At 39.4% G+C, this 18,377-nt stretch carries 23 protein-coding genes; 2 read left to right on the top strand and 21 right to left on the bottom strand.

What is annotated here, in order from left to right; translation table 11 throughout:
- Window positions 1-100: 100 nt before the first annotated feature.
- From rpsR to ychF, 4 genes are all read right to left on the bottom strand, one after another.
- Window positions 101-331, bottom strand: a complete 231-nt coding sequence (rpsR, locus tag BUA75_RS09580) for a 30S ribosomal protein S18 (protein ID WP_072874385.1) — start codon at window positions 329-331, stop codon at window positions 101-103.
- A gap of 45 nt (window positions 332-376) precedes the next feature.
- Window positions 377-859, bottom strand: coding sequence for a single-stranded DNA-binding protein (gene ssb, locus BUA75_RS09585; protein WP_072874386.1), 483 nt, complete (start codon window positions 857-859; stop codon window positions 377-379).
- Window positions 860-882: 23 nt separating this feature from the next.
- Window positions 883-1,170: a 30S ribosomal protein S6 gene (gene rpsF, locus BUA75_RS09590; protein WP_072874387.1), complete on the bottom strand. Its 288-nt coding sequence runs from the start codon at window positions 1,168-1,170 to the stop codon at window positions 883-885.
- Window positions 1,171-1,360: 190 nt separating this feature from the next.
- Window positions 1,361-2,464 carry a redox-regulated ATPase YchF gene (gene ychF / locus BUA75_RS09595; protein WP_072874388.1) on the bottom strand — a complete coding sequence of 368 codons (1,104 nt, stop codon included), beginning with the start codon at window positions 2,462-2,464 and terminating at the stop codon, window positions 1,361-1,363.
- A gap of 216 nt (window positions 2,465-2,680) precedes the next feature.
- Between ychF and BUA75_RS16395 the strand changes: the two genes are divergently transcribed.
- Window positions 2,681-2,803, top strand: coding sequence for a hypothetical protein (locus tag BUA75_RS16395; protein ID WP_255567376.1), 123 nt, complete (start codon window positions 2,681-2,683; stop codon window positions 2,801-2,803).
- 33 nt (window positions 2,804-2,836) lie between these two features.
- On the opposite strand, the gene BUA75_RS09600 is transcribed toward BUA75_RS16395, so the two are convergent.
- The 4 genes from BUA75_RS09600 to BUA75_RS09615 all read right to left on the bottom strand — a co-directional run bounded on the left by BUA75_RS09600 (window position 2,837) and on the right by BUA75_RS09615 (window position 6,592).
- Complete coding sequence (locus BUA75_RS09600; RefSeq protein ID WP_072874389.1) at window positions 2,837-4,843, bottom strand: molybdopterin-dependent oxidoreductase; 2,007 nt, start codon at window positions 4,841-4,843, stop codon at window positions 2,837-2,839.
- Window positions 4,840-5,040, bottom strand: coding sequence for a DUF951 domain-containing protein (locus BUA75_RS09605; RefSeq protein ID WP_072874390.1), 201 nt, complete (start codon window positions 5,038-5,040; stop codon window positions 4,840-4,842). Before BUA75_RS09605 ends, BUA75_RS09600 begins: the two co-directional genes overlap by 4 nt.
- A 29-nt stretch (window positions 5,041-5,069) precedes the next feature.
- Window positions 5,070-5,915 carry a mechanosensitive ion channel family protein gene (locus BUA75_RS09610; protein WP_072874391.1) on the bottom strand — a complete coding sequence of 282 codons (846 nt, stop codon included), beginning with the start codon at window positions 5,913-5,915 and terminating at the stop codon, window positions 5,070-5,072.
- A 74-nt stretch (window positions 5,916-5,989) separates the two neighbouring features.
- Window positions 5,990-6,592, bottom strand: coding sequence for a hypothetical protein (locus tag BUA75_RS09615; RefSeq protein ID WP_072874392.1), 603 nt, complete (start codon window positions 6,590-6,592; stop codon window positions 5,990-5,992).
- 136 nt (window positions 6,593-6,728) lie between these two features.
- On the opposite strand from BUA75_RS09615, the gene yyaC reads away from it, so the two are divergent.
- On the top strand, window positions 6,729-7,328 hold the full coding sequence (yyaC, locus tag BUA75_RS09620) for a spore protease YyaC (RefSeq protein WP_129583592.1): 600 nt from the start codon (window positions 6,729-6,731) through the stop codon (window positions 7,326-7,328).
- Between the two features lie 47 nt (window positions 7,329-7,375).
- On the opposite strand, the gene BUA75_RS09625 is transcribed toward yyaC, so the two are convergent.
- The 13 genes from BUA75_RS09625 to rpmH form a co-directional block, all read right to left on the bottom strand.
- A complete protein-coding gene (locus BUA75_RS09625; protein ID WP_072874394.1) occupies window positions 7,376-7,906 on the bottom strand; it encodes a DUF4446 family protein in 531 nt (176 codons plus the stop codon).
- A gap of 113 nt (window positions 7,907-8,019) precedes the next feature.
- Window positions 8,020-8,742, bottom strand: a complete 723-nt coding sequence (locus BUA75_RS09630; protein WP_072874395.1) for a DUF554 domain-containing protein — start codon at window positions 8,740-8,742, stop codon at window positions 8,020-8,022.
- A 2-nt stretch (window positions 8,743-8,744) separates the two neighbouring features.
- Window positions 8,745-9,599 (bottom strand): ParB/RepB/Spo0J family partition protein, encoded by an 855-nt coding sequence (locus BUA75_RS09635; protein WP_072874396.1) that lies wholly within the window; start codon window positions 9,597-9,599, stop codon window positions 8,745-8,747.
- Entirely contained in the window at window positions 9,592-10,398 is an 807-nt protein-coding gene (locus BUA75_RS09640; RefSeq protein ID WP_072874397.1) for a ParA family protein, read from the bottom strand. Before BUA75_RS09640 ends, BUA75_RS09635 begins: the two co-directional genes overlap by 8 nt.
- 109 nt (window positions 10,399-10,507) lie before the next feature.
- Entirely contained in the window at window positions 10,508-11,344 is an 837-nt protein-coding gene (gene noc / locus BUA75_RS09645; RefSeq protein ID WP_072874418.1) for a nucleoid occlusion protein, read from the bottom strand.
- A gap of 154 nt (window positions 11,345-11,498) precedes the next feature.
- A complete protein-coding gene (gene rsmG, locus BUA75_RS09650; protein ID WP_072874398.1) occupies window positions 11,499-12,212 on the bottom strand; it encodes a 16S rRNA (guanine(527)-N(7))-methyltransferase RsmG in 714 nt (237 codons plus the stop codon).
- The gene (gene mnmG, locus BUA75_RS09655; RefSeq protein ID WP_072874399.1) at window positions 12,205-14,130 is read right to left on the bottom strand and encodes a tRNA uridine-5-carboxymethylaminomethyl(34) synthesis enzyme MnmG; all 1,926 of its coding nucleotides are present in this window, start codon (window positions 14,128-14,130) and stop codon (window positions 12,205-12,207) included. The genes rsmG and mnmG overlap by 8 nt, the downstream gene beginning before the upstream one ends.
- Before the next feature lie 14 nt (window positions 14,131-14,144).
- A complete protein-coding gene (mnmE, locus tag BUA75_RS09660; protein ID WP_072874400.1) occupies window positions 14,145-15,539 on the bottom strand; it encodes a tRNA uridine-5-carboxymethylaminomethyl(34) synthesis GTPase MnmE in 1,395 nt (464 codons plus the stop codon).
- A gap of 129 nt (window positions 15,540-15,668) precedes the next feature.
- Window positions 15,669-16,340, bottom strand: a complete 672-nt coding sequence (gene jag, locus BUA75_RS09665; protein WP_083574258.1) for an RNA-binding cell elongation regulator Jag/EloR — start codon at window positions 16,338-16,340, stop codon at window positions 15,669-15,671.
- 16 nt (window positions 16,341-16,356) lie between these two features.
- Window positions 16,357-17,154: a YidC/Oxa1 family membrane protein insertase gene (locus BUA75_RS09670; protein ID WP_072874402.1), complete on the bottom strand. Its 798-nt coding sequence runs from the start codon at window positions 17,152-17,154 to the stop codon at window positions 16,357-16,359.
- A gap of 14 nt (window positions 17,155-17,168) precedes the next feature.
- Window positions 17,169-17,390 (bottom strand): membrane protein insertion efficiency factor YidD, encoded by a 222-nt coding sequence (yidD, locus tag BUA75_RS09675; protein WP_072874419.1) that lies wholly within the window; start codon window positions 17,388-17,390, stop codon window positions 17,169-17,171.
- Between the two features lie 24 nt (window positions 17,391-17,414).
- Window positions 17,415-17,756 (bottom strand): ribonuclease P protein component, encoded by a 342-nt coding sequence (gene rnpA, locus BUA75_RS09680; protein WP_242650292.1) that lies wholly within the window; start codon window positions 17,754-17,756, stop codon window positions 17,415-17,417.
- Window positions 17,757-17,865: 109 nt separating this feature from the next.
- On the bottom strand, window positions 17,866-18,000 hold the full coding sequence (gene rpmH / locus BUA75_RS09685; protein WP_072874403.1) for a 50S ribosomal protein L34: 135 nt from the start codon (window positions 17,998-18,000) through the stop codon (window positions 17,866-17,868).
- Window positions 18,001-18,377 lie beyond the last annotated feature (377 nt).

Here is an 18,377-nt window from a genome sequence, read left to right on the forward strand (position 1 = left end):
ATTGCCGCTTCTATTCCACAACCTAATCTCTGTTTCCTGCTAAGAGAAAAGCCGCACCATGAGCGATGCGGCTCCAGACGTTTCCATCTCGGGACAACATTTATTCAGTAGTATATGGCATCAAAGCAATTTGACGAGCACGCTTTATGGCAATCGTCACTTGACGTTGATGTCTTGCACAATTTCCCGAAATTCGGCGTGGTAAAATTTTGCCACGTTCAGTAAGAAATTTATTTAAACGACCAATATCTTTGTAGTCAGCATAGTCAATCTTGTCCACACAAAACTGACACACCTTACGGCGCTTACCTCCACGACCTTTGCGCGGCATAACATTCTTCCCCCCTTCATCCTATTCTTCTCTCAACGACAAATCTCAGAAAGGTAAATCATCATCAGAAATATCTATCATCGGTCCATCATCCGCAAATGGATCATCATCAAATGAGGGTCTGGGAACTTCTTGGCGGCGATTTGAATTCATTCCTGAGCTGTTTCTCTGCATACCTGCGTTGCTGTGTGTATCGCGTGCAGAATTTTCGCCTCGGTCGAGGAATCGCACCGTTTCAGCTACAACTTCTGCTACACGAACTTTTTGACCGTCTTTATTTTCATAAGAACGGATTTGCAACCTTCCGTCTACCGCTGCCAAGCGTCCTTTATGCAAATACTGTGCAACGGTTTCAGCTTGTTTCTGCCAGACTACTATCTGAATAAAATCGGTCTCTCGTTCTCCAGCTTGATTAAGCCTTGGACGATCTACCGCCAGACTGAATGTTGCTACAGCCGTTCCGCTATTGGTATAGCGAAGCTCAGGATCTTGAGTCAATCTGCCAATCAGCACAATTCGGTTTAACATTGTACCATCCCCTCCGACGCGTCCTATTCCCCAAGACGTACTGTGAGGTATCGAAGCACATTATCTTCAATACGCATCACACGCTCGAGTTCATTGGTCACATCGGTGTCTGACGAGTACTTCATCAGGACGTAAAATCCTTCACGATGGCGATCAATCTCATAAGCCAAGCGTCGTTTGCCGATTTCTTGAAGTTCATCAATCTGGCCTCCGTGCTCGGTTACAAGGGATTGATACTTCTCCACCAGTGAAGAAATTTGTTCTGATTCCAGTTCAGGTTTCAGAATGTACATGGTTTCGTACTGGCGCATCCCTATTCACCTCCTTTTGGACTATGGCCCCAAGTCAATGCTTGGAGCAAGGATAGGCATGCGACATGCCAAGATAAAATTTTATCTTATTTATGATAAAACAGCAACCAGTCACTCTTGTAGAACTCGATTTTCAGACAGGTCCTTAACACGTCAGAACCGATGAAATCCAAAATAAAACATTTTCTTCTTAGACATTAAATCGGAACAGCATAATATCGCCATCTTGTACAACATATTCTTTTCCCTCTAAACGTAATTTGCCCGCTTCTCGCGCAGCCACCATACTGCCAGCATTCACAAGATCTTCATAAGAAACAACTTCCGCTCGAATGAATCCTCGTTCAAAATCACTGTGAATAACACCTGCAGCTTGTGGCGCCTTCGTTCCTTGACGAATGGTCCAAGCCCGCACTTCTGGCTCCCCCGCTGTAAAGTAAGTAATGAGCCCCAAAAGATGGTAAGCTGCCCTGATCAGACGATCAAGTCCGGATTCTTCAACACCGAGATCGGCCAGAAAAGCTACTTTGTCCTCTGCATCTAACTCAGCTATCTCTGATTCCATTTGAGCAGAAACACGAATTACTTCAGCGCCTTCTTGATCTGCACGCTCTTTTACAGCATTAAAATATGGATTATGGGTTGATTCATCATGGATCTCTGATTCACCCACATTGGCCACATATAGAACAGGTTTCATTGTCAATAAATGCAAATCTTTTAATACGTCCTGCTCTTCTTCTGTTAAGTCCAAACTGCGAGCCGCTTGTCCTTCTTCTAAAACACCTTTTAACTTTTCTAGCGCTGCAACCTCTATTACGTAACGCTTGTCCCCAGATTTTAAATTTTTCTTTGCCTTATCCAATCGACGTTCTACGGTTTCCAAATCGGCTAAAGCGAGTTCTAATTCAATGGTTTCAATATCCCGAATAGGATCGACAGAACCTGCCACATGTGTTACATCATCATTTTGAAAACACCGGACGACATGTACAATAGCATCCACTTCCCGGATATGTCCTAAAAACTTGTTGCCCAGTCCCTCTCCACGACTGGCCCCCGCAACTAACCCGGCAATATCCACAAATTCAAAAGTTGTTGGAACAATTTTTTTAGGATGGACCATCTCCGCCAAACGCTGTAACCGTAAATCCGGAACTTCTACAACACCGACATTAGGGTCAATTGTACAAAAGGGATAGTTTGCGGCTTCTGCTCCAGCCTTGGTTATGGCATTAAACAATGTAGATTTCCCTACATTCGGCAAACCTACAATTCCTGCTTGTAATGGCATACACGCACCTCATCTCCAGCAACAAACACTGCTAGTATAAAAATCATCTGTGTCTCGCACAATAAATAACAATACAAAAATTCTTCTTATTGTACAAAACTACGAGCATATTTTCAGAAACTTTTGTATATGCCTGTTAAGAAGCCAAAACCGGGCTGTATACAGCTAGAATCTTGACAAAAATTATGGCAGACTATTGACAGGGAGGTGATTGATGTGCTGAAGCGACTTATGCGCAAGCTAAGGGTACCTAAACTGTCGCCCAAAGCATTGGCAGTAAAAACGCTCGACAGCCAACACTCCGTCAACAAACGCCATTATTGTAAATTAGCTTCCTAACCTACATTTTTGACGAGCCCTTATGGGCTCATTTCATTTGTCTTCATTCCCTTCTTGTTGAATAGGTGAAATTGTACAAAGGCATTCGTATTGTGCTGTTTGATCCCCCATATCAGCCATTTCATTGCCAGTTAAATGATTGATGGTATGCTCTCCATTCCACCAACCTTCCTCGAGCAAAACAGCTTTTGGATAACCTGTTTTCAGCAATCTGACTTCAGCTAATAATACTCCGTTTTGGGTGGAGATTTGAACGATGTCCCCAGCTACAATACCCATTTTTTCTGCCTCTCGAAAATGAATCTGGACAATAGGCATGGAAGGCAGTTTAGGGAACTCTGCATGTTGTGAGTTTTCACTTTTTCTAGGATGAGCCGTAATAAGATGATATTGACCTTCATCTAAAGGAGTAAGCGCCTTCCATCCATCAACGGCAGTTCTAGGCAAACCATCTTTTTCGGCTTTATCCGAGGCAAATTCAAAACGTCCACTTGATGTTAGAAATTTTTTGTCTTCAAAAGCAATATCAGATAATGGAACTTTGATAAATCCGCGTTGTTTGGCCTCATCTAAAGATACACCGGTTTGAATTAGAGGACGTAAGGCTTTAGCTATCCATTCTTTGGGCGATCCGTCATACAACTCATGCAAACCCAGTGAATTTGCTAATTCTTTAAATATTTCCCAGTCCGCCTTTGCTTCTCCCTGTGCTGATACGACAGGCTGAATGAAATTGCCATATGCATGCCACATCGTTGTATATGTGAAGTCTTCCTCTTCAAAAACTGTGGTACAAGGTAAAATATAATCAGCCATCTCTGCTGTGCGAGTCATAAATGTATCTATCACTACTTTGCACGGGACTTTTTTCAAGACACTTTCTAGTTTTTTTGTATTTGGGATTTGCGTTAATGGATTGGTCCGTGTAACCACCATAACCTGAATTGGTGGTTCAGCCGTCTCCATACATTCTGCTATTTTGCCTCTCGAAAATGTTCTGATATTCTCTGGTACATCACCTGTAAGTACTTTAGTATCAAAATACTGACCCATATCTCGACTGGCATATTGTACGCCACCGCCTGGTACACCAATATGTCCAGTGGCTGCTACTAACGCATCAATAGCCCGTATATTTTGCCCACCATTTTGATAACGTTGCAAACCTATTCCCAGTAAAGTAGCTACAGGCTGTTTTGTGCCATATAACTCTGCCAATTGATGAATATCTTCAGCAGATACGCCTGTTTGACGCACTAAATCTTCATAGTCAAAAGCAGAAAGCTGTGACTCAAACTCTTCCCAACCTATGCTGTATTGGTTTATAAATTCCCAGTCCAAATACCCAAACTGTATACATCTTTTTAATACAGCTAGCGCTAAAACTCCGTCCGTTCCTGGTCTTAACGATATTACCTTATCTGCCCTGGCGTCTAAATCTGTTGGAAGCGGATTGATAATCCATAATTTCGCACCCAATGACTGCGCTTCCCGTAAAAAGGGGAGAATATGCATATTCGTAACTGCAGCGTTTCTACCCCAGACCACGATAGCCGAACTATTTAGTAAATCATCTGGTGCGTGACTTCTTGCTTCACCCATGTCATACTGTTGCGCTTGCAACCCAGCATTCCAACAAAGACTTCCTACAGTTTCTGTACATCCACCAAGCGCATAAAAAAATCTTTGATTCAAACTTTTTAATAACGCACCAGAACCCCAGTCATAACAATGAAAGATAGACTGATGTCCATATAAATCCATTGCTTGCCGAATATTTCTAGAAATTTCAGAAATAGCCTGTTCCCAAGATAAACGAACCCATTTATCTTGAACTCTTTTTAATGGATGTAGAATGCGATATGAAGCATACGTACGCTCTTTTAATCTTCTGCCTCGACCACAAATAACACCTTTGGTAATTGGATGATCTTTATTCCCCTCCAATTGTGTTATCTGACCATTTTCCTCAGTGACTGAAAAACTACAGGCATCATAACAATCGAGAGGACACGCTGTGATAATAGTGCGTTCAGTCATGACGTTTCACCTTCATGATCTGTCTCAACTTTTCTTAATAATCTTTCAAAACGAGATCTCGGTATAAGCACACTGTGACCACAATGCAAACATTTCATGCGTATATCCATCCCTAACCTGATGATCTGCCAACGGTTTGTACCACAAGCGTGAGGTTTTTTCATAACAACAATACTATTGAGCGAATAGGAAAGCATTATTGTTCATCACCAATCTGTCATGAACTTTATTGAATAAGTCTTACTGCCAATTGATTATATGGAATATCAATATTGGCGTCAGTCAAGGCTTCTTTGATTCTTTGTTGTGCCAACCTTTGAATAGCATATTGTTGTGTTGGTTTACACTCCACCGTGATTCGCAAATTCACACTAGATGCTCCAAGCGATTGAACACCTAACATTTTGACAGGGCCAACTACAATCTCTTGATTTTCCTCACAAATTTTATTCATTTCCTCTAAAATGATTTTTTTCGCCTCTTCTATATCCGCTTCATAAGCAATACCAACATCCACCACAGCAATGGAATTAGTGCGTGAATAATTTGTTACTGTCGTAATTTGTCCATTAGGAATTATCTCCACTTCACCAGTCCAAGCACGCACACGAGTCAATCTTAATCCTATGGATACGACAGTCCCTGTAAATTGGTTAATTTGTACCGTATCTCCCACACCATATTGATCTTCAAATAATATAAAGAAGCCTGTGAGCACATCTTTAATCAAAGATTGCGCACCTAAGCCTATAGCTAGCCCAGCAATACCTGCTCCAGCCAGTAATGTTTCAATATGAAAACCAAAAGACTGCAATACCATTAAAAAATACAAGAAATATACTGTATAGTGAATCACATTATCGACCAAAGACTGTAAAGTTGTTTTTCGGCGTTCATCCGAACGAACAGCTTTAGATTTAAAGAATCGATGACTAATATGTTCAAGTACAGCAATAGCAATTCGACTTAAAAAAAACAGAATGATGATTTTGATTAAAGCTATAGCAATCTTAGTTAAACTCGGTATATCCGATAAAGATTGTTGAATCAGTTGATGCCAAAAATTTTGCACAAGTCTATTCCTCCATTTTCAAATCTATTGCATTTTTTAATTTCCAATAATCATAGAATGAAATAAGAATTGCGTCAAAAATTTCTCCCCAAAAGATATTGACTACATTCATGTACAATGGCTCCAGCCGCTTTGACTATTTCTCCATCTGTGAAACTATTAAAATGTTGGGGTAAAAAACAAGTAACCATCGACAATATACTTGCTGCCAAAATAACTGAAGCAAGTGACGTAACCATAGCAAGTACTTGAGAGAAAATTTTAGCTACAGGACCTTCAGCTATTCTGTCTTCTTCATCCCAAATCGCCTGCTTTAACTTAGAAATTATCATAAAAGAAGTAAATGTAATCCATACAACACCCATCCATAAACTAAATCGAAAAATATATAGAGACCATAAATGAAAAGGTGTGATAAAAGACACTGCTATAGCGTTCCGAGGAAAAAATTGTGCCCACACACTGATAGCACCTTGGTTGTCTTCAATATGTTGACTAATCCAAACTAAAATACCTGGATCTCGAAGAGTGATGTATTGGCTTATGGGGTGGTAAAATGCATAGCCAACATAAAATGATGCCATCCATCCTGCCCAAAATTTGATGATCCTCTCTGGAGACCATCTTTTCATCATCAAATACACCCATAAGAAACACGCTGATAACCCAATATCCACAATATTGTCCCCCATAAAATTTCAACTTGTTACAGTGAAATTGTATGAGAGATAAGGTATAGAACATGTCCATTGTACGTATACTGTGAATACTTCATGAGCAAAAGGACTGGGCTCAAAGGGGCTGGATGATGTCGTGGGTTTTATAGAAACAAGTAAGCCAAGCTGGCGTATTCCTTATGATGATGAACAGGCAGTAGGTCTGTTAGAACAAGCATTGGATAAAGTATTTTCAGCACCAAACATTCAAAACATACTCATTATATGCGTTGGAACAGACCGATCAACAGGTGACGCTTTTGGACCAATAGTTGGAACACAACTAACACAAGGTGCTCCCATGCCTTATGTACAAGTCAAAGGCACACTCGAAAATCCCGTTCATGCTGTAAATTTATCCTCTACTCTTGAAGAAGTAAGAAATTCATATTCACATACACCATTTATATTGGCTATCGATGCTTGTTTAGGACGTTTTGACCATGTTGGACACATCACTTTGGAGCCTGGTCCTTTGCGGCCCGGTGCAGGCGTTAAGAAAAATTTGCCCGAATTCGGAGATATGACTCTAACCGGTGTTGTTAATGTTAGTGGATTTATGGAGTATTTTGTTCTTCAAAATACAAGATTAGGCATCGTTATGAAAATGTCCGAAATCGTTGTGCAATCCCTAAAAAATAGTCTATGGAAATTTCAAATCCGAAAAAACATGAGTAGCTCCCTACATACTTCCTAATAGTCAAATGAAATAATAATATATTTTAAATACTGAAACCGTCTCTCTCATCTTGAGACGGTTTCAGGTTTTCTCAAATCACTCGATAATTCTGCTGCTACTTGCTGAATGACCATTTTTTCTTCTTGCGTCAAAGTATATTGAGATTCTCCCTCTTGAATAGGTTTTCCATACGTATGAGATTCTTCTCGACCATAAATAGAAGATATCACGACACCGTTTTGCTCATCATCTAAAAATGCAACTGAGTAGCTTAAATCATTGCCGAGATCGCCAAACGCATTATAACGCACCATTCTTGGCGTAGAGATTTTTTTATGGAGCCCTTCTTCAATAAATTCCATTTGTTTTTGTAATTTTTTCATTTCTTCTTCTGTTTTATGAACAGCTAAAACAGTTTGTTCATAAACTGCCTCTAAATCTGCTGATGAATGAATCGATTTCCATCTACGATTTTGCTTGCGAATTTTGGATAACGAACTTATTGATACCAAAGCCAGAATAATACTCAATATGGAGAGTACTAAGCTGACTCCTACAGCAATCCAAAGATATTGACTTACAATTTCTTTTAACAATGATTTTTCCTCCTAAAAAGTACTCCAACATTATTTTTCATTGTTCCCATCCATCTGATACAATGAAAATTTTTCTGCCATGTAGCAAACTAAATGATGAGTTATAAAACACCCTAAATCCAATGATGATGTAAAACATGTATAATAGACGGATAATAAATTTTCAATAAAACAGCTATAAAAATTGCGGGCAGCAGATTACCCACGGCAATCTTCTTTAATCCATACAAATTGATAGCTATCGCAATAAGTAACAATCCACCAGTAGCTGTCATACAACTTATTGCCGCAGGATTATCCATTCCTTTACCTACCCAATGTGCTAACAAGGCAATGCTACCTTCGTACAAAAATACCGAAACAGCAGCAAATGCAACGCCAAATCCTAATGTTGAAGCAAATATAACTGATGTGATTCCATCTATAATCGATTTTGCAAATAAAGTTTGAGGATCTCCACTTATACCATTTTGTATAGCTCCGACTATTGCCATGGAACCTATACAAAATAACAAAGTTGATGCGACAAATGCTTCGGAAACCGGACCTTGATTTAGACGATGCATTTTATGTTCTATCCAGTTACCGAATCGCAAAAGACGGTTCTCAATATCGATCCATTCTCCAATAATCGCCCCTATAACAATCGATATAATCAAATAAAGAATATCTTTTTGATCAGATAGAGCCATGCCAAGCCCTATTAAAGCTACACATAAAGCAAGTCCCTGCATAATGGTTGTCTTCATGCTTTCAGGGACTCGTGGTAACAGTACACCTAGCACTGAGCCTAAAATAATCGCAATTGAATTTACCAAGGTTCCAATTAAAAACAAGATTAAACACCATCCGCATCAGTAACCATTAATAACTGTAGAATTCGTTCTAAATCCTCTTCTGAAAAATACTCTATTTCAATTTTACCTTTGTTTTTACCCGATTGTATTCTAACTGATGTACCAAGATATTGTCGTACTTGTTCTTCATAATGTTTGAATCGTTCATGAATTTTTGTTTCACGTGAAACATTTTTAGTTTTTTTAGGCTCATAAATCATCGCCTCTAATTTTCTAACACTCCACTCTTGTTTAACAGCCAAGTCTGCTATTTGTTCTTGCTCTTCTTTATTCTGAATAGCTAAAAGAGCACGAGCATGTCCCATACTTAATGTTCCACGTGAAACATACTCACGTACCAAAGGAGATAATTGAAGTAATCTCATCATATTCGCAATATGACTTCGACTTTGTCCAATCCTTTTTGCTAACTGCTCTTGAGTATATCCACAACGTTCAATTAACTGTACATAAGCCTCAGCTGTTTCCAGAGGATTTAAATCAGCACGTTGAAGATTTTCAATAATGGCTATCTCCATCAACTGTATATCCGTTAAATCCCTTACAATAGCAGGTACTACATGTAAACCAACTAATTTTGCAGCACGAAATCTTCTTTCACCAGCTACAATATCAAAACCTTGAATAGCACTTTTACGTACTACAATCGGTTGAAGAATACCATGTTCTCGAATAGAATTAGCCAATTCCTGCAATTTGTCATCATCAAATACTCTTCTAGGTTGATAAGGGTTAGGACGTAAATCGCGAATATCAATGGATGAAATAGAATCAGCTGATGTTTCATGTAAAGGTATAAGTGAGTCCAAACCTCGACCGAGTGCTCGTTTACTCAATACCAATCACTTCCTTCGCTAAATCCATATAGCTTTCAGCACCTCTAGATTTCGGATCATAATGAATAATAGGACGTCCGTGACTGGGCGCTTCAGATAAGCGAACATTTCTAGGAATGACAGTATGGTAAACCTTATCCCGAAAAAATTTTTTTACGTCTTCAATGACCTGCAATCCTAAATTCGTACGAGCATCCAACATGGTTAAAACCACACCTTCGACTTCAAGAGAAGTATTCAGATGTTTTTGGACCAAACGGATTGTATTTAACAACTGACTCAAACCTTCAAGTGCATAATACTCACATTGAATAGGGATTAAAACAGAATCAGCAGCCGTAAGTGCATTTACAGTCAAAAGTCCCAGAGAAGGTGGGCAGTCAATAATCATATAGTCAAATTTTGACCTGAGTGTATTCATAGCTCGACGCAATCGAACTTCCCGTGAAATCGTTGGCACTAATTCGATTTCAGCACCCGCTAGTTGAATGGTAGCTGGTAGAATAGAGAGATTTTCCAATCCAGACGGTAAAATCGCTTCTTCCATAGTTACATCATTAATAATGACATCATATACACAATAACGTACATCGGCTTTATTAATGCCTATACCTGACGTCGTATTTCCTTGGGGATCAATATCGACCAGTAGCACTTTCCTGCCTAGATTAGCCAGACAAGCTCCCAAATTCACCGCTGTGGTAGTTTTACCTACACCACCTTTTTGGTTTGCAACAGCTATGATACGACCACCGGACACAAAGAAGCCCCCTAACCTCTCAACCCAATTCAGTACCATACATTGTACTGCATCTATGAGCTAAAAGGGAGGAGCCGATATATAAAACTTTGTATGAATATAGATTAGATGACGATAAAAACAGGAAAATTTAGAGTTCAACATCATATCAAGAGGATACATGAGACTTGGGAACTCTTATCACAAATTGATAATAGGAATCTTCATCCTGTTCTTCAACATTAACAGATAGTCCATTTTTTTCAATCAATTGCAAAGATTGACGAATCGTGTTGACTGCTAGGCGCACATCTCTGGACAAACCCTTTTTTCGGGCTTTACGCTGGGGTTCTTTTTCTAATTTGTTTAATAATCGTTTCACTTGCTCTTCCATTTGCTTGACATTCCAGTTTCGCTCAATACATTCCATAAGTAATTTTAATTGTAACTCTTCAGAAGGTAGAGCCAACAAAGCACGAGCATGTCTCTCAGTAATCTGTCTAGATAACAAAGCCTGTTGAACATCGGACGGCAAATGAAGAAGACGAAGCTTATTGGCAATCGTTGATTGGCCTTTCCCTAATCTTTGGGCTAGGCTTTCCTGTGTCAACCCATGTAATTCTAACAATTGTTGATAAGCGACAGCTTCTTCAATCGGAGTAAGGCCTTCGCGCTGCAAATTCTCTATTAATGCAGCAGACGCCGTCTGAGCATCGTTCATATCTCTTACAATTGCCGGAATTGTGGTCCAACCCAGAAGTTTAACAGCCCGCCATCTGCGTTCTCCAGCGATCAATTCATATCCACCGGACTTTTTCCGAACTACAATAGGTTGAATAATGCCATGCGTATGAATAGTCCGAGCTAATTCTTCAATAGCACGTTCATCAAAAACGGTGCGTGGTTGATATGGATTAGAGACTATACTATGAACATCAATATCCATAACGTTTTGAGCGGGAGGCGATGTATCCCGACTCATGAATTTCCCCCAAGCTTCCTTCATCATAAATCACGAGCCCCCAATGGATAAGCAGAATCCTCGTCTCGACATGACTAGGTTTCCACACTTCGATCTGCATTTCCTTCCAGGCGACAAAGGTTCTCAGGAAACGACAAAACATCTCTTTCTAAGACATGCAAAAGACCAGCAAAAAACATCATAATAACGGTTGCTTCGACGGAATTCCCGCTTTACGCGGATACTTGCGAGACAAACTGCTTATTTTTTGAAACCACAACAAATGCCTTGTACCTGCTTCATCAGGCAACCTAAAATCTTCTTGATGTTGCAGATGTACCGCTAACTTGCTTTGGGCTACTTTGGAGAATTGTAATTCATCATCAACTTGCGGTCCTTTGTACATACAAATCCAACCATGTTTTTCTACAAAAGGTGATAGATATTCTAATAAAACATTCACTTTAGCAACAGCCCTGGAAACTGCGCCAGAAAATTGTTCACGATAATCTGGAGATCTACCTAAATCCTCTGCTCGTGCATGAATAATTTCCACATTTTCAATTCCTAATTCTGAAATCACAGTTTGTAAAAATTGAACTCTTTTTTGCAATGAATCTACTAAAGTAAAAGAAACCTCAGGATATACAATTGCCAATGGAATCCCAGGAAAACCTGCTCCTGTACCCACATCAATCACTCTACGACCCGGTTCCATTAAGAAACTACGGTAATTAGACACATAAATAAGCAAACTATCAATAAAATGTTTGATACGTACATCAGGCCAATCAATAATTGCGGTTAAATTTATTTTCTCATTCCATTCAACTAACAACTGAAAAAAAGTCTCAAATGCAGACTTTTGATGATCAGACAGCCTGTCCCAAACCATCGATAATTGATTATCCATGGGCATGTCTTCCCCAATGCGATTCCACTGCAATCAACAAAATAGAAATATCGGCGGGTGTTACTCCAGGAATGCGGGATGCCTGACCAATAGTTTGAGGCCTTATTTTGCTTAATTTTTCTCTCGCTTCCATAGCCAGTCCACGAATTTGATCATATTCTATTTGAAGAGGAATTTTCTTTTCCTCCAATCTCTTTTGACGTTCTATTTCATTTTGCTGTTTATCAATATACCCAGCGTATTTCGACTGAATTTCCACTTGTTCTAGCATTTCACTTAGCAATACTTGATCTGTAGAAATCTCATTGAAAAGCGAAGAAACATCCTGATGATCATCAACGAGGAACGGCAACAAATCGTTTACGCCTACTTCTGGTCTTCTTAACAGTTGTGATAAACTCACAGCTTCATCAATAGTTTGCGAAGATAGGCTCTCTAAAACTTGATTGATTTCTGCTGGTTTTACTTTCGTTCTCTTCAATCGTTCTAATGTTGTAACTACGCCATCACGTTTTCTTGCCATTCTTGAATATTTTTCCTCAGAAAGCAATCCAATATCTCTTCCAATTTCCATCAATCTCAAATCAGCATTATCGTGACGCAACAACAAACGATACTCCGCCCGAGAAGTTAACAGTCTATAAGGTTCTAATGTCCCTTTAGTAACCAAATCATCAATCATTACCGCAATATAGGCGGCCGATCTCGGTAAAATCACAGGTTCTTTCCCTTGAACTTTACGCGCCGCATTAATTCCGGCCATGATACCTTGGCCTGCCGCCTCTTCATATCCGGATGTACCGTTAATTTGTCCAGCTGTAAATAATCCTTCCACTCGCTTAGACTCTAAAGATGGCCAGAGCTGAGTAGGAACAATGGCATCATACTCAATTGCATACCCGGGACGCAGCATTTCTACCTGTTCGAGCCCAGGAATGGTTCGCAACATCTTTAGTTGAACATCTTGTGGAAGACTAGTCGACAAACCTTGAACATACCATTCAGCAGTATGAGGACCTTCAGGTTCTAGAAAGACTTGGTGATTCGGTCGATCTTTAAACCGAACAATCTTATCTTCTATACTTGGACAATATCTAGGCCCTGTACCTTGAATATCTCCAGAAAACATAGGTGCACGATGTAAATTTTCTTGTATAATTTCGTGCGTATTTTCATTCGTATAGGTCAGCCAACAATCCAATTGTTGACGTGTGGGTATATGACTATTAAATGAAAAATGCTCGGGGTGTTCATCACCAGGTTGCGCTACCAATGCGTCAAATCGTACTGTATTTCGATTGATTCGCGGTGGCGTACCCGTCTTAAAACGAACCAATTGGAAACCTAATTCAAGTAAACTATCGGTTAATCGTATAGCGGGCATTTGCCCATTTGGCCCGCTCTCATAATTCACTTCTCCAATAAAAATTCGTCCCCGTAAATAGGTCCCAGTTGTCAAAACCACGGCTTTTGAACGATAAATCATGCCACTTTTTGTGGCTACACCCACAACTTTCCCGTTTTCAACCAGAAGTTCTTCAACCATCCCCTGCAAAAGTTGAAGATTCGTTGTATTTTCTAAAGTCCATTTCATATTCTGTCCATAGAGTGGTTTGTCAGCTTGTGCTCTTAAAGCTTGTACAGCAGGTCCCTTACCGGTATTCAACATACGCATTTGAATATAAGATTTATCAATATTCTCTGCCATTTCTCCACCGAGTGCATCGATCTCTCTAACGACAATACCTTTAGCTGGACCACCAATAGACGGATTACATGGCATATAGGCAATTGTGTCTAGATTTATTGTGATCAATAAAGTTTTACAACCCATTCTTGCCGCAGCAAGCGCCGCTTCACAACCAGCATGACCTGCGCCAATAACAATAACCTCATACTGACCACCTTCAAATCTCATGATCGATTCACCTCCTATTTTCCTAAACAAAAATTAGAAAATATCTCATCAAGCAGATCTTCTCCCACTTGCTCTCCAATCACCCAGCCTAAATTTTTGTAACACTCTTGAAGTGACACAGCTATAACATCCAGTGTTACATTGAAAGAAGCCGCCTCTATGGCTTCTTGTAAAGATTCATCAGCTTTATTTAGCCAAGCTAATTGACGCGCGTTGGCCATTAAAGCGCCTTCCCAAAAATCCTGTTGTTGACTCCCTAAAGCACTACTCACAATTTCATGATTTAAATCATTTAAATTTTTTTCCGCTTTTATAGATATTTTTACAACCCTATCTTCTTTTTTAAGAAATGATGACCCAATCTCATCAATATCCCACTGCAATATTTCATCAATTTTATTGATCACGATAATCCTGCGTTTGGACTGAGTATAGGAGAAAAGTTGAAAATCTTCCTCCTCAAGAGGTCTACTAACATCCAAAAGCAACAAAATCAAATCTGCAGATTCCATCTCTTGATGTGATTTTTCTACACCAATTCGTTCTACTAAATCTTCAGTGATTCGAATACCTGCCGTATCGACAATTTTTATAGGAACACCATTCAGAGAAATATATTCTTCAATAACATCTCTTGTCGTTCCTGGAATATCTGTCACTATGGCACGATCTCTACCTAAAAATAAATTCATAAGAGAAGATTTACCTACGTTCGGTTTACCGACAATAGCAACTTTAATGCCTTCACGCAATATTCTTCCCTTGACAGCAGCTTCTCTTAACCAATGAATCCTGTTATGAATTTGCTCTCCTTCTTGAATAACCTGCACAAGAGCAATTTCTTCATCATCATGTTCAGGATAGTCGAGATGAACTTCTACATGAGCTTGCAATCTCAAGACCTGTTTACGCAATCGAATAATTTCATTGTGAAGTTTTCCCTGCAAACTGGAGAATGCTGCTTTATTGGCAGCTTCAGTTTTCGATTGAATTAAATCCATAACTGCTTCTGCTTGAGATAAATCAATTCTACCGTTTAAAAATGCGCGCTTTGTAAATTCACCTGGTTCCGCAATCCTTACACCGGAACGCATTAACGCGTTTAGTGTCAAATTTACAGACTGGAAACCTCCATGAACTTGAAATTCACAAGAATCTTCTGCAGTATAACTTTTAGTTCCTGGCATCCAAAGCAATATACATTCATCAATTTTTTCTTCAGTAACCGGATCGACAACAAAACCGTATCGAATCACTCTTTTTGTAGGCAAAACAGCCTTTTTCCCGGAAGGCGTTCTAAAAACAGAACGTATCAGATCTTTCACACCTTGCCCACTCGAGCGTACAACAGCGATACTTGACTCACCAGGAGCAGTAGCAACAGCAGCAATAGTATCGTTTACATTCATTCAGAAACACCTCCCTTGTCACAACAATGAAAACCCGTCCTATTTCATAAGAGAGACCCTTCTCCAAGAGAAGGGCTAAAATTTAATATCATAACGCTGCTATTCAAACTCAAATAAACTCAAGAAAAATTAATCATGATCGACAGGGATAATTTTAATTCTTCTATTGGGTTCCTTACCTTCACTTTCTGTTCGTATATCTGAGCGATTTTGAAAATGTTCATGAATTAATTTCCGATCGACAGCAACCATCGGTTCAAGAAAAATGACTTTTTTCAAATGAGTCGCTTTTTCAGCCGCAATATCAGCTAAATGAATAAGTTTTTGTTTTCTTTTTTCACGATAATTACCAATATCCATATTGATCTTAACTGTAGAAAAAGATGTATCGCGCATTTGTTTGTTATATGCAAGCGTCAACCAATTTCGCAAAGCATCCAACGTATTTCCGTGATGACCAATAAGATAGGGTAAAACATCTTCTTCAGCTTCAACATTAATCATTAATTCATTTACATCAGACTCAGAATGATAAGAACAACGAACAACGGCTGTCATTGAAAGTCTATCAAACAAATTGCGCATTAGACGTAAAACGACTTCATCAGGTTTTTCTTCAATAGAAACCTCAACCTGTGCCGGGCGTCCGCCTATCCACCCCAGAATCCCTTTTACTGGTTCTGAAATAATGCGCACTTTTGCTTGAGAACGGGTCACACCCAGTTTTACTAAAGCGCTGGTCACAGCTTCTTCCACCGTTCGCCCAGTCGTGACGACAGATTTCACTGCTTGTTCCCCCATTTTTATAACGAAGAATTTAACGACCCTTTCCTTTTTGCGGAGCCGGAGCTTCAACTATATTTTTATCAGACTTTTTCGCAGCAGAATTTTTTTCAGGAATATATTTCATTAACCATGTTTGGATGGACGTAAAAATATTAGTATATATCCAATATAACGCAAGTCCTGAAGGCAACCTTAAGCCAATAAACAGAACCATGATGGGTGTTACAAACAACATCGCCTTTTGTTGAGTCGGTTGTCCACGCATAGTCAACCAAGTAGAAAGCAATTGAGTCAAAGCAGCTAAAATCGGAAAGATATAATTTGGGTCAGGTTGTCCTAAATGAACTCCCAAAAAAACGGCTTCATGAAGTTGTCGACTGCCGTATATCGCTCCATATAAAGCATAAATAATAGGCAGCTGCAAAAGTAAAGGGAAACATCCTCCAAGAGGATTCACGCCAGCTGTCTGATAAAGCTTCATGGTTTCTTCTTGAATTCTTTTATTGTCACCTTTAAATTGACTGCGAATTTTTTGCATTTGCGGTTGAAGCTCCTGCATCTTTCGCATACTGCGCAATTGATTAATCATCAAAGGAAATATAATCAAACGCACAATAAAAGTAACAATCAGCAAAGAGATTCCATATCCCCCTGCATGCTTTGCAAAGAAGTCAAGAACACTGGAAACAAATTTTAAAATATCGCCCCATGCATTATGAGGCCAATCACCAGGTTTTGCTGGATACAATCCACAGCCAGTTACAGACAACAATGCAACCGCCGAGAGAGCCCAGAGCCAACGTGACTTGCGTGGTTTTCTTTCAGCCACTATCCATATTCCTCCTAATGGACTTTGGTCGGAACGTGATCAACACCGCCCGGATGCCAAGGACCGCAACGTACAATCCGCTTTATGGAAAGCCAGCTGCCACGCAATGCCCCATGTGTCTGAATAGCTTCTAAAGCATATTGAGAACAGGTAGGATAAAAGCGGCAAGTTGGTCTCTTAAGCGGCGATATATAAAGTTGATAAAATCGAATAGCTAAAAGCAGGATAGATTTCATCATCGCTATTCACTCCCGCCACCATCATAGCATGATTTTCGCCTTATTGAGCATTTTCCGCAAATCTGACAATAAAACATCAAATTCCGCATCAACAGCAGGTTTTCGACAAATAATCACAAAATCCGCAGAAACAGACGACAAATCTTTTTCGAGTTGATAAAAACATGCACGCAAAACTCTTTTTAATCGATTGCGTACTACTGCATTGCCCATCTTCTTGCTCACAGAAAACCCAACACGATAGTGAGAGAGTCTATTAGGAAAACTATATAATACAAGCCGAGAGGTTGCGAAAGACTGACCTCTTTGAAACACCCGACGAAAATCACGATTTTCGCGCAAACGGTGAATTCGAGATATCAATAAACCCAACCCCTCGCATGACTTTGCAAATTGCTGTTTAAGAATACTCGCTGTTTAAAAATACTCTTTGAGTAGAAACATTGATAGAAAAAGGCCACCTCGAGTGGCCTTAAGCTGTCAATTCTTTTCTTCCCTTTTTACGCCGAGCCGCCAAGACTCTGCGTCCATTTTTGGTTGACATACGCTTGCGGAACCCGTGTACCTTTTTCCGCTTACGAGTATTCGGTTGATAGGTAGGTTTCAACTCTTACACCCCCTTGACAATCAAGAAAACCGCTCAAAATGGTACCATATTAATTTTCAAAACACAAGACAATTCATGTAAATGATACCTATACACAATCATCATTGAAAAGGAATATCAAAAAAATTAAAGCAAGACTACCATTCGGAATATTATACACACAGAATCGCAATTATTATCCACAAAAAATAATTTCTTAGAAAATCTACAGTCTATCAATCATAAAAACCCACAAATTTATACACAAATCCACAGATATTGCATTGCTCACTTTGCAAAATATGAACATTGTGGATAACTAATTTGTCCATTGCTCTTTACCTAGAAATTCTGATATGATTCTCTTCATCACCACATTTTAAAAGCTGTGAATAAGT

It is taken from the genome of Alicyclobacillus tolerans (assembly GCF_900142255.1).
Taxonomy (GTDB): Bacteria; Bacillota; Bacilli; order Alicyclobacillales; family Alicyclobacillaceae; genus Alicyclobacillus_I; species Alicyclobacillus_I tolerans.

Excerpts from the sequence above, each read along its gene's own strand:
- rpsR (WP_072874385.1), bottom strand. The coding sequence starts at position 331 with ATGCCGCGCAAAGGTCGTGGAGGTAAGCGCCGTAAGGTGTGTCAGTTT.
- ssb (WP_072874386.1), bottom strand. The coding sequence starts at position 859 with ATGTTAAACCGAATTGTGCTGATTGGCAGATTGACTCAAGATCCTGAG.
- rpsF (WP_072874387.1), bottom strand. The coding sequence starts at position 1,170 with ATGCGCCAGTACGAAACCATGTACATTCTGAAACCTGAACTGGAATCA.
- ychF (WP_072874388.1), bottom strand. The coding sequence starts at position 2,464 with ATGCCATTACAAGCAGGAATTGTAGGTTTGCCGAATGTAGGGAAATCT.
- BUA75_RS09600 (WP_072874389.1), bottom strand. The coding sequence starts at position 4,843 with ATGACTGAACGCACTATTATCACAGCGTGTCCTCTCGATTGTTATGAT.
- BUA75_RS09605 (WP_072874390.1), bottom strand. The coding sequence starts at position 5,040 with ATGCTTTCCTATTCGCTCAATAGTATTGTTGTTATGAAAAAACCTCAC.
- BUA75_RS09640 (WP_072874397.1), bottom strand. The coding sequence starts at position 10,398 with ATGGTACTGAATTGGGTTGAGAGGTTAGGGGGCTTCTTTGTGTCCGGT.
- noc (WP_072874418.1), bottom strand. The coding sequence starts at position 11,344 with ATGAAGGAAGCTTGGGGGAAATTCATGAGTCGGGATACATCGCCTCCC.
- rsmG (WP_072874398.1), bottom strand. The coding sequence starts at position 12,212 with ATGGATAATCAATTATCGATGGTTTGGGACAGGCTGTCTGATCATCAA.
- mnmG (WP_072874399.1), bottom strand. The coding sequence starts at position 14,130 with ATGAGATTTGAAGGTGGTCAGTATGAGGTTATTGTTATTGGCGCAGGT.
- mnmE (WP_072874400.1), bottom strand. The coding sequence starts at position 15,539 with ATGAATGTAAACGATACTATTGCTGCTGTTGCTACTGCTCCTGGTGAG.
- jag (WP_083574258.1), bottom strand. The coding sequence starts at position 16,340 with ATGGGGGAACAAGCAGTGAAATCTGTCGTCACGACTGGGCGAACGGTG.
- yidD (WP_072874419.1), bottom strand. The coding sequence starts at position 17,390 with ATGAAATCTATCCTGCTTTTAGCTATTCGATTTTATCAACTTTATATA.